This window comes from Brevundimonas sp. GW456-12-10-14-LB3 (genome assembly GCF_059424365.1).
In genome coordinates this window covers 1-7,750 of sequence record NZ_JBWKZJ010000060.1, presented here as the reverse complement: position 1 = coordinate 7,750, position 7,750 = coordinate 1, and the positions used below count along the sequence as shown (strand labels likewise).

The 7,750-nt window shown below is 68.4% G+C and carries 10 protein-coding genes; 4 read left to right on the top strand and 6 right to left on the bottom strand.

Translation table 11 applies throughout. From position 1 onward, the window contains the following. Positions 1 to 63: 63 nt before the first annotated feature. Together map and AC07XS_RS15375 are read right to left on the bottom strand one after the other, a co-directional pair. Positions 64 to 825, bottom strand: coding sequence for a type I methionyl aminopeptidase (gene map, locus AC07XS_RS15380; protein WP_152948962.1), 762 nt, complete (start codon positions 823 to 825; stop codon positions 64 to 66). After that, positions 822 to 1,034 (bottom strand): ParD-like family protein, encoded by a 213-nt coding sequence (locus AC07XS_RS15375; protein WP_007443174.1) that lies wholly within the window; start codon positions 1,032 to 1,034, stop codon positions 822 to 824. The genes map and AC07XS_RS15375 overlap by 4 nt, the downstream gene beginning before the upstream one ends. Before the next feature lie 464 nt (positions 1,035 to 1,498). Between AC07XS_RS15375 and ftsY the strand changes: the two genes are divergently transcribed. The 4 genes from ftsY (at position 1,499) to AC07XS_RS15355 (ending at position 4,152) form a co-directional block, all read left to right on the top strand. Further along, positions 1,499 to 2,434 carry a signal recognition particle-docking protein FtsY gene (ftsY, locus tag AC07XS_RS15370; protein ID WP_182715134.1) on the top strand — a complete coding sequence of 312 codons (936 nt, stop codon included), beginning with the start codon at positions 1,499 to 1,501 and terminating at the stop codon, positions 2,432 to 2,434. 1 nt (position 2,435) lies between these two features. Next, positions 2,436 to 3,086 (top strand): inner membrane-spanning protein YciB, encoded by a 651-nt coding sequence (locus AC07XS_RS15365; RefSeq protein ID WP_182715135.1) that lies wholly within the window; start codon positions 2,436 to 2,438, stop codon positions 3,084 to 3,086. Between the two features lie 117 nt (positions 3,087 to 3,203). Further along, complete coding sequence (locus AC07XS_RS15360) at positions 3,204 to 3,818, top strand: MarR family winged helix-turn-helix transcriptional regulator (RefSeq protein WP_054764027.1); 615 nt, start codon at positions 3,204 to 3,206, stop codon at positions 3,816 to 3,818. 58 nt (positions 3,819 to 3,876) lie between these two features. Continuing rightward, positions 3,877 to 4,152, top strand: coding sequence for a YdeI/OmpD-associated family protein (locus AC07XS_RS15355; RefSeq protein ID WP_152948959.1), 276 nt, complete (start codon positions 3,877 to 3,879; stop codon positions 4,150 to 4,152). 116 nt (positions 4,153 to 4,268) lie between these two features. Here the strand turns inward: AC07XS_RS15355 and AC07XS_RS15350 are convergent, their stop codons facing one another. From AC07XS_RS15350 to AC07XS_RS15335, 4 genes are all read right to left on the bottom strand, one after another. Next, positions 4,269 to 4,700 carry a hypothetical protein gene (locus tag AC07XS_RS15350; protein ID WP_321208177.1) on the bottom strand — a complete coding sequence of 144 codons (432 nt, stop codon included), beginning with the start codon at positions 4,698 to 4,700 and terminating at the stop codon, positions 4,269 to 4,271. A gap of 38 nt (positions 4,701 to 4,738) precedes the next feature. Beyond that, positions 4,739 to 5,524, bottom strand: coding sequence for a creatininase family protein (locus AC07XS_RS15345; protein WP_152948957.1), 786 nt, complete (start codon positions 5,522 to 5,524; stop codon positions 4,739 to 4,741). Positions 5,525 to 5,549: 25 nt separating this feature from the next. After that, positions 5,550 to 6,164 (bottom strand): TetR/AcrR family transcriptional regulator, encoded by a 615-nt coding sequence (locus AC07XS_RS15340; protein ID WP_054764025.1) that lies wholly within the window; start codon positions 6,162 to 6,164, stop codon positions 5,550 to 5,552. Beyond that, the coding region (locus tag AC07XS_RS15335; protein WP_182715136.1) for a DHA2 family efflux MFS transporter permease subunit at positions 6,164 to 7,750 on the bottom strand (1,587 nt) is incomplete at its 5' end. The genes AC07XS_RS15340 and AC07XS_RS15335, both read right to left, overlap by 1 nt.

Below are 7,750 nucleotides of genomic sequence, written 5' to 3'. Positions count from 1 at the left end.
CCCTCCGTCTCGCCGCTTCGCGTCGATCCACCTCCCCCCAGAGGGGGAGGATTTCAGACGGCTTCACCGCGCCTCGTCCGGCCTCAGGGTCAGCACCCGCACCCCGTCCGCCGTCACCGCCACCGTATGTTCGAACTGGGCCGACAGCTTGCCGTCGGCCGTCGTCACCGTCCAGCCGTCGTCCTCGGTCCGAACGGTGCGCACGCCCTGGTTCAGCATCGGCTCTATGGTGAAGACCATGCCTTCCTTCAGGGTCAGGCCGGTCCCGGCCCGGCCGAAATGCAGCACCTGGGGCTCTTCATGCATCTCGCGCCCGATGCCGTGGCCGCAATAGTCGCGCACGACCGAATAGCCGGCCGCCTTGGCGTGGCGTTCGATGGCGAAGCCGATGTCGCCCAGCCGGGCGCCGGGCCGCACGGCCCTGATCCCCTTCCACAGGGCCTCATAGGTGGTGCGCACCAGCCTGCGCGCCTGGGGCCCGACCGAGCCGATCAGATAGGTCTTAGACGAATCGGCGATGAAGCCGTCCTTCTCAAGCGTTATGTCCAGATTGACGATGTCCCCGTCCTTCAGCACCTCGTCCGCCGAGGGCACGCCATGGCAGACCACGGCGTTTCGCGAACTGTTCAGCACGAAGCCGTAGCCGTACTGACCCTTGCTGGCCGGCCGCGCCTTCAGCTCATCGACGATGAAGGCCTCGACCCGGTCGTTGATCTCCAGGGTGCTCATCCCCTCCAGGGGCAGGCCGTCCAGATGGGTGAAGACCTGGGCCAGCCGCCGCCCCGCCTCGGCCATCAGGGCGATCTCGGCCGGGGTCTTGGTCATGCCGCCGCGCCCGACAGGTTCGGCGTCTCCACCCCTGCCGCCCGCAGCTCGCGCGCCATCAGTTCCTGAAAGCTCATCCCCGGATGGGTTTCGCACAACATGCCCAGCCTGATCCAGAAGGCGGCCTGGGCGTTGATCGACCGATAGGAGGCCTTGCTGGCCCGCCGCAGCTGTTCGTGCAGCTCATCCTCGATATTGACGATGCCCATGGGGTGGCCCTGATATGATTCGAATATGTTTCGTATATCTATCCCTCCCGGCGCGCGCAAGCCGGCTGCGGGAGATCCCCAGGTCCGAAGCGACGTCGCCTCTGCAATATCAATCGGTTGCGGCTGCTGGAGCCAATCGACCCTTCGCCCCGCCCCACCGGCGCATAATGGGAATAGCGACGGAGGGGAGATGCAATCGGACACATCGGACACATCGGACACTGTTTTTCGCGCGCCGAGGCCGCGTCGCCGACCTTCCCGCGCCTGCCCTCTCCGACCCCGGTTCGGCTCTCCGAACGCCGGCCTGTCTCTCCCGCCGGCGGAAGAGGGGCGATCCGCCCGACCGGACACATCGGACAGTTCGGACACTGCTTTTCCGACGCCCGCCCCTGCAGCAAGGCGGCGGATCGTCCGACGTCGCGAATGCGGGTGACGCCGGGGCTTGCGGGAGCTAAAGCCCTGTCATGACCGATACGCCGAAAAAGGGCTGGTTCCAGCGCCTGTCGCAAGGGCTCTCCCGCTCCTCCAAACAGATGACCGACCAGGTCGTCTCCGCCTTCGTCAAGGAGCCCCTGTCCGAGGCTTCGCTGGAGCAGCTGGAAGAGCATCTGCTGGAAAGCGACCTGGGCCCCGCCGCCGCCGCCCGCATCGTCGAGCGGTTCCGTTCCCTGAAGTTCGGCAAGGACGCCCCCGAACGCGAGGTCAAGGAGGCCCTGGCCGAGGCGGTCGCCGCCGAACTGGCGCCGCGTCAGGCGACCTTCGATCCCCTGTCCGGCCCCAAACCCTATGTGGTCCTGTTCGTCGGGGTGAACGGCTCGGGCAAGACCACGACCCTGGGCAAGATCGCCGCCGATCTGACGGCCAAGGGCGCCAAGGTGATGATCGTCGCCGGCGACACCTTCCGCGCCGCGGCCCGCGAACAGCTGAAGGTCTGGGCCGAACGGGCCGGCGCCCATTTCGAAAGCCGCCGCGACGGGGCCGATGCGGCGGGCCTGGCCTTTGACGCCTATGCCAAGGCGCGGGCCGAGGGGTTCGACGTGGTCCTGATCGACACGGCCGGGCGGCTGCAGAACAAGTCGGCCCTGATGGACGAACTGCTGAAGATCGTGCGGGTGCTGAAGAAGGTGGATCCAGAGGCCCCGCATGACACCCTTCTGGTGCTGGACGCCACCGTGGGCCGCAACGCCCTGGCCCAGGAACAGATCTTCGGCCGCACCGCCTTCGTCACCGGGGTGGTGATGACCAAGCTGGACGGCACGGCGCGGGGCGGGGTGCTGGTGCCCGTGGCCCAGGCGTCCGACGCCCCCCTGATGCTGATCGGCGTGGGCGAGGGGGTGGAGGATCTGCAACCCTTCGACGCCCGCGCCTTCGCCCGCTCCCTGGTGGGGCTGGAGGACTGAGATGACCGACGCCCCCGCCCCCGAGCCCAAGAACCGCCAGTGGATCCGCCAGCTGGTCGATTTCGGGGCGCTCGCCGCCTTTATGATCAGCTATTTCACCACCCGCGACATGATCTTCGCGACCTGGGTCCTGGTCGGCGCCTCGGCCCTGGCCCTGGTCGTCGGCTATGCGGTGGAGCGGCGCTTCGCGCCCCTGCCGCTGATCACCGGCCTGTTCGCCCTGGTGTTCGGCATGCTGACCCTGTTCACCCACGACGACCTCTATGTGAAGCTGAAGCTGACGGTTCAGAACGGGCTTCTGGCCGTGGTGCTGCTGGGCTCCATCCCGCTGAAGAAATATCCGTTCAAGGCCCTGCTGGGCTCGGCCCTCCGGGTCAATGACGCCGCCTGGCGCACCTTGACCCTGCGCTACGGCCTCTATTTCCTGGCCGTCGCCCTGTTGAATGAAGTGTTCCGCAGCCCTGAGGCCGTCACGGCCGTCTGGCATGCCCTGGGGCGTGAGACGCCCAATCCCAACGACGTCTGGACCAGTTTCCGGGGCGTTCTGTGGATCGCCGCCTCCCTGTTCGGCCTGTCCCAGGTGCCGCTGATCATGAAGAATATGATCAAGGACGAAGAGCCGGGTCCGATCTCGCCGGACACGGGCCTCTGATGGCTGAATGACGGGAGCTCACAGACAAAATGTCGCGTAACCGACATACTTCTCGCGTCAAATCGTAAAGCCCCGCTGATACGCATGCGGACGAAAGACACTCGGGGGACGGTCGATATGGTCAAGTCTGGCAAGGCGGCGCGGAAGGTCGGGCCGCTGGGAACCTCGCCCAGCCATCTGATGCACCGGGCGCTGCAGTTGGCGCTGGACATCTATTCCGAGGAAATGGGCCCCGACGGCCTGACCCAGCGTCAGTTCGCGGTCCTGGAGGCCGCCTCGCTGAAGGCGGGCCTGACCCAGACCGAGCTGGTGCGGATGACCGGCATCGACCGCTCCACCCTGGCCGATCTGGTCACGCGGATGACCGCCAAGGGCCTCCTGGAGCGCGAACGCTCGACCCTGGACGCCCGCGCCAAGGCGGTTCGCCTGTCGCCGGAGGGCGCCGCCCGACTGGAGGCCGCCCGCCCCTTGGTCGAGACCGCCGACAAACGGATCATGGCCCTGCTGCCCAAGGGCCAGCGCGACGCCTTCCTGACCCAGTTGGCCGAACTGGCCGCCGCCGCCGACGCCGCCCCCGACGCCGCCAAGGCTGAGGCCAAGGCCGCCAAGAAGGCCGCGAAACTGGCCGAGAAGGAAGCCAAGAAGGCCGAAAAGGCCGCCAAGAAGGCCGTCCGCCCCGCCAAGCCCGGCAAGGCCAAGAAGCCCAGGCTGAAGGTGGTCGAGGTCGCCTGACGGCGGGGCGGCGGCGAAACGGCTTGCGTCGCACGCCAGGGGCTGAGACCCTCCCGGCATGGCTGATCCGACAGACCTGCCCGGAGGCGTGGTTCATGACCTGCCCGCCGATCTGGCGGAGGCGGTGAGCCGTGACGTCGCCGCCTGCGCCACCTGGATGTCGATCACGCCCCTGGCCCGCAACGAATGGATTTGCTGGGTCGAGTCGGCGAAGAAGACCGAGACCCGGCTGAAGCGGATCGACTGGGGCCGCGAGAACCTGAGCGACGGCAAGCGCCGCCCCTGCTGCTGGCCGGGGTGCCCTCATCGCGAGAAGGGGACGGGCGCGGCTTAGGCGGCCTTCGGGTCCGCCTCCCGTCCAAACCGCAAGGCCGGCCTCTGCGGCGTCCAGAACCCCTCCACCGCTTCGCGGTCCCCCTCCCCGCAAGCGGGGAGGAGACAAGCGTCGCCCTACGTCTTCCTCAGCCGTTTGGCGTTGGCGACGGCGGTCTTGTGGATGGGGGTCAGGGCGGCGGTCTGGGCCTGGGTCAGTTCGGCGCTCAGGGTCAGGGTCTGGCCGGCGGCGCGGCTCCACCAGCCCAGGGCGTAGCGGAACTGGGCCTGGGCGGCCGCGGCGGGGGTCAGGGCGCAGGCGATCTCGGTCGCGGCCTGCATCGCCCGTGCCCCCTCGTCCAGGGCCGCCTGGCCCAGGCGTTCGCCGACGGCGCCCGCGCGAACCGACAGGGCGGCGGCGGCGGCGGCCAGGGCCTCGGTCTTCTCGGTCGTCATCAGCGACAGCTCGGCCAGATCCTGTCCGGCCGGATCGGTCAGCCCCTGAACCATTCGCCCGGTGCGGGCGGCGATCACCTGGGCCGAGGCGTTCAGCAGTTCGGCGCCCAGCACCACCGGCGCGACGGCGGCGGGGACGCGGGCCCTGCGGCTCAGAACCCGGCTCCCGACACGGCCTGGGGCCGCGTCTCGGCGGCGAAGGCCGCGACGTCGGACAGGAGGGCGGGGACCGCCAGATCGATGATGCGGCGGCCCTTTTCGGGGCTGGCCTGGGCCGGGTCGGAGCCGATGCGGCCGTCGGGGAAGCGGGCGCGATAGTCGAGGGCGTCGCGAATCGGGCCGCTGGGGGCGATCTGAGGGCTGTAGTCGGCCGTCTTGATCCGGTCGGGATAGGCGGCCTGGGTCACGGCGATCTCGGACGGGGTGGCGTGCATGCCGTGGCCGGTGGGGAAGATCTGGTTGCACAGGCCCTGGACCCCCGGCAGGTCCCACCAATTCTTGAGCTTCAGAACAAACGGAGGCTCCTCCTCCATGAAGCTCCATTCGGCGTAGATTTCCGAGAAGGTCGCCTCGATGGTGGCGACGTTCCCGCCGTGGCCGTTGAGGAAATAGATCCGCTCGAACCCGTGCCGGCTCAGCGACGAGACCCAGTCGGTGATGGCGGCCATGAAGGTGGAAGGCCGCAGGGAGATGGTCCCGGCGAAGGCCAGGTGATGCTGGGCCATGCCGATGTTGAAGGTCGGAGCCACCGTCAGGGCGGCGTCGGCGCGCTCGGCCTCATGGGCGATGATCTCGGGACACAGCCAGTCGGTGCCGAGCAGACCCGTCGGGCCGTGTTGCTCATTGGAGCCGATGGGAACCACGATCGTCTTGGACAGGGGCTGGTCAGAGGCGATGCGGGCGTCGATCTCGGGCCAGGACGACAGGTGGATCAGCATGGGCGAACTCCTTTACGCGACCGTCTCACCTAGCTTGATCCAGCGTCGGCGCATAGGCCGTGACGAAGATCCTCGCGGCTTCTCGGGCGCGATGGGCGCGGCGCTCATCGTCGATCTGGGGCACGTTCAGCATAGACCGCAGATGGGCGTGACCCAGGACCAGGCCGGTGAACATCTCGGCCGCCTCGTCGGGGTTAGGCGTGTTCAGCCGACCGGCGCGGGTCTGTTCGGCCAGCCAGGCCGACAGCAGGCTCAGGCTGCGGCGCGGCCCGGCCTCATAGACCGTCTGGGCCAGTTCTGGCGCATCGGCCGACAGCAGCACCACGCCGCGCATCGAACTGACCTTGTCCGGGTGGCAGACCAGGGTCAGCAGGCCTTGGGCGAAGGCTTCGAGCACGACCAGGGGCGATCCGCTGGATCGCAGCGGGGCCACGATCGCCTCGGCCTTCTGGTTCGCCATGGCCCGGGCGATCTCCAGCTTGGAGGCGAAGCGGTTGTAGACCGTCTGTTTCGACACCCCGGCGAGACGGGCGATCTCCTCCATCGAAGCCGACAGGCCCTTCTCGGCGAACAGGGCGGCGGCTGCCTCCAGTATGGCCTCGCTCTTCTTCTCGTCGACCTGGCCCCGGCGGCGCGCCATCAGTGGGCGTCCGACGGGGGCGCGCCCGGCTGGGCCTTGACCGGCTGGGCCAGCAGGGTGACGAAGGCGGCCCCGGCGCACATGATGCCCAGCAAGGCGAAGGCGTCGCCGAAGGCCATGGTGGTGGCCTGTTTCTGCAGGATGCCATAGACGGCCTTCATCGCCGAAGCGGCCGGGTCGATGGTGCCGGCGAAGCGCTGGGCCATGCCGGCCATCATGTTGCGCATGGCCTGGTCGCCCTGGGCGATGCCGCTGGTCAGTTCGCCCATATGGATGGCCGTATTGGTGGTCAGGCCGGTGTTCAGGATCGCCAGGCCGAAGGCGCCGCCGACATTGCGCGACAGGTTGACCAGGCCCGAGGCGTTCTTGACCATGTGCGGCGGCAGGGTGGCCATGGTCACCTGCTGCGAGGCGATCATGGCCAGCATGACGCCGACCCCGCGGAAGGCCTGGACCGAGGCGAATTCCCAAAAGCCCCAGTCGTCGGTGACGATCCGCGCCTCCCACATGCCCCAGGCGCACAGCATGAAGCCGCCGAACATCAGGATCCGCGCGTCCATCCGGCGCACCAGGCGCCCGGCGAAGGGGGCGGTGGCGAACATCGCAAGACCCGAGACGACCATGGTCGTGCCCACTTCCGACGACGAATACTCCCGCACCCGCCCCAGGAAGAGGGGCAACAGGAAGGTGCCGCCGAACAGGGCGAAGCCGACCGTGAAGGTCATGACGAAGCCGACCAGGAAGTTGCGGTTGCCGAAGGCGCGCAGCTCGACGATCGGCTGGCGATAGGTCAGGGAGCGCCAGACGAAGATTGGCCCGGCCACGGCGGCGACGACCGTCAGCATCAGGATATGGGTGTCGTCGAACCAGTCGTTCTTGGCCCCCTCCTCGAGCACATATTGCATCGACATCAGGAAGGCGGCCATCAGGCCCAGGCCCCACCAGTCGAACCCCTTGGCCAGGGACGGGTCGCCCTTGTCGAAGTTCCCGTACCGTCCGACCAGGAAGAGGACCAGCAGGCCCGGCCCCACATTGATGAAGAACAGCCAGCGCCAGCTGAGCCACTCGGTCAGGTGGCCGCCGAGCGTCGGGCCGACGGTGGGGGCCAGGGTGACGATCAGGCCCATGACCACGCTGGCCGTGACCCGCTTGTCCGGCGGAAAGGCGGTGAAGGCCACGGCGAAAACGGTCGGGATCATGGCCCCGCCGACGAAGCCCTGGATGGCCCGGAACAGGATCATCATGTCGATGGACGTCGACAGGCCGGTGGCCACGCTCATCAGGACGAAGCCGGCGCAGGAGGCGAGGAACAGCCGCTGGGTGCCCCACAGCCGCGACAGGAAGCCGGACAGGGGGATCATGACGACCTCGGGGATCAGATAGGCGGTCTGGATCCAGCTGATCTCGTCGGCCGAGGCGCCGACGCCCGCCTGGATCTGGGGCAGGGAGGCGGCGACGATCTGGATGTCGAGGATGGCCATGAACTGGCCCACCACCATGCCGGCGAAGCCCAGCAGCAGCATGGTCCAGTTGATCTCGGGATGGCCGGCGACGGGGGCCCTGGCGTCGGACGGGGCCCCGCCGGC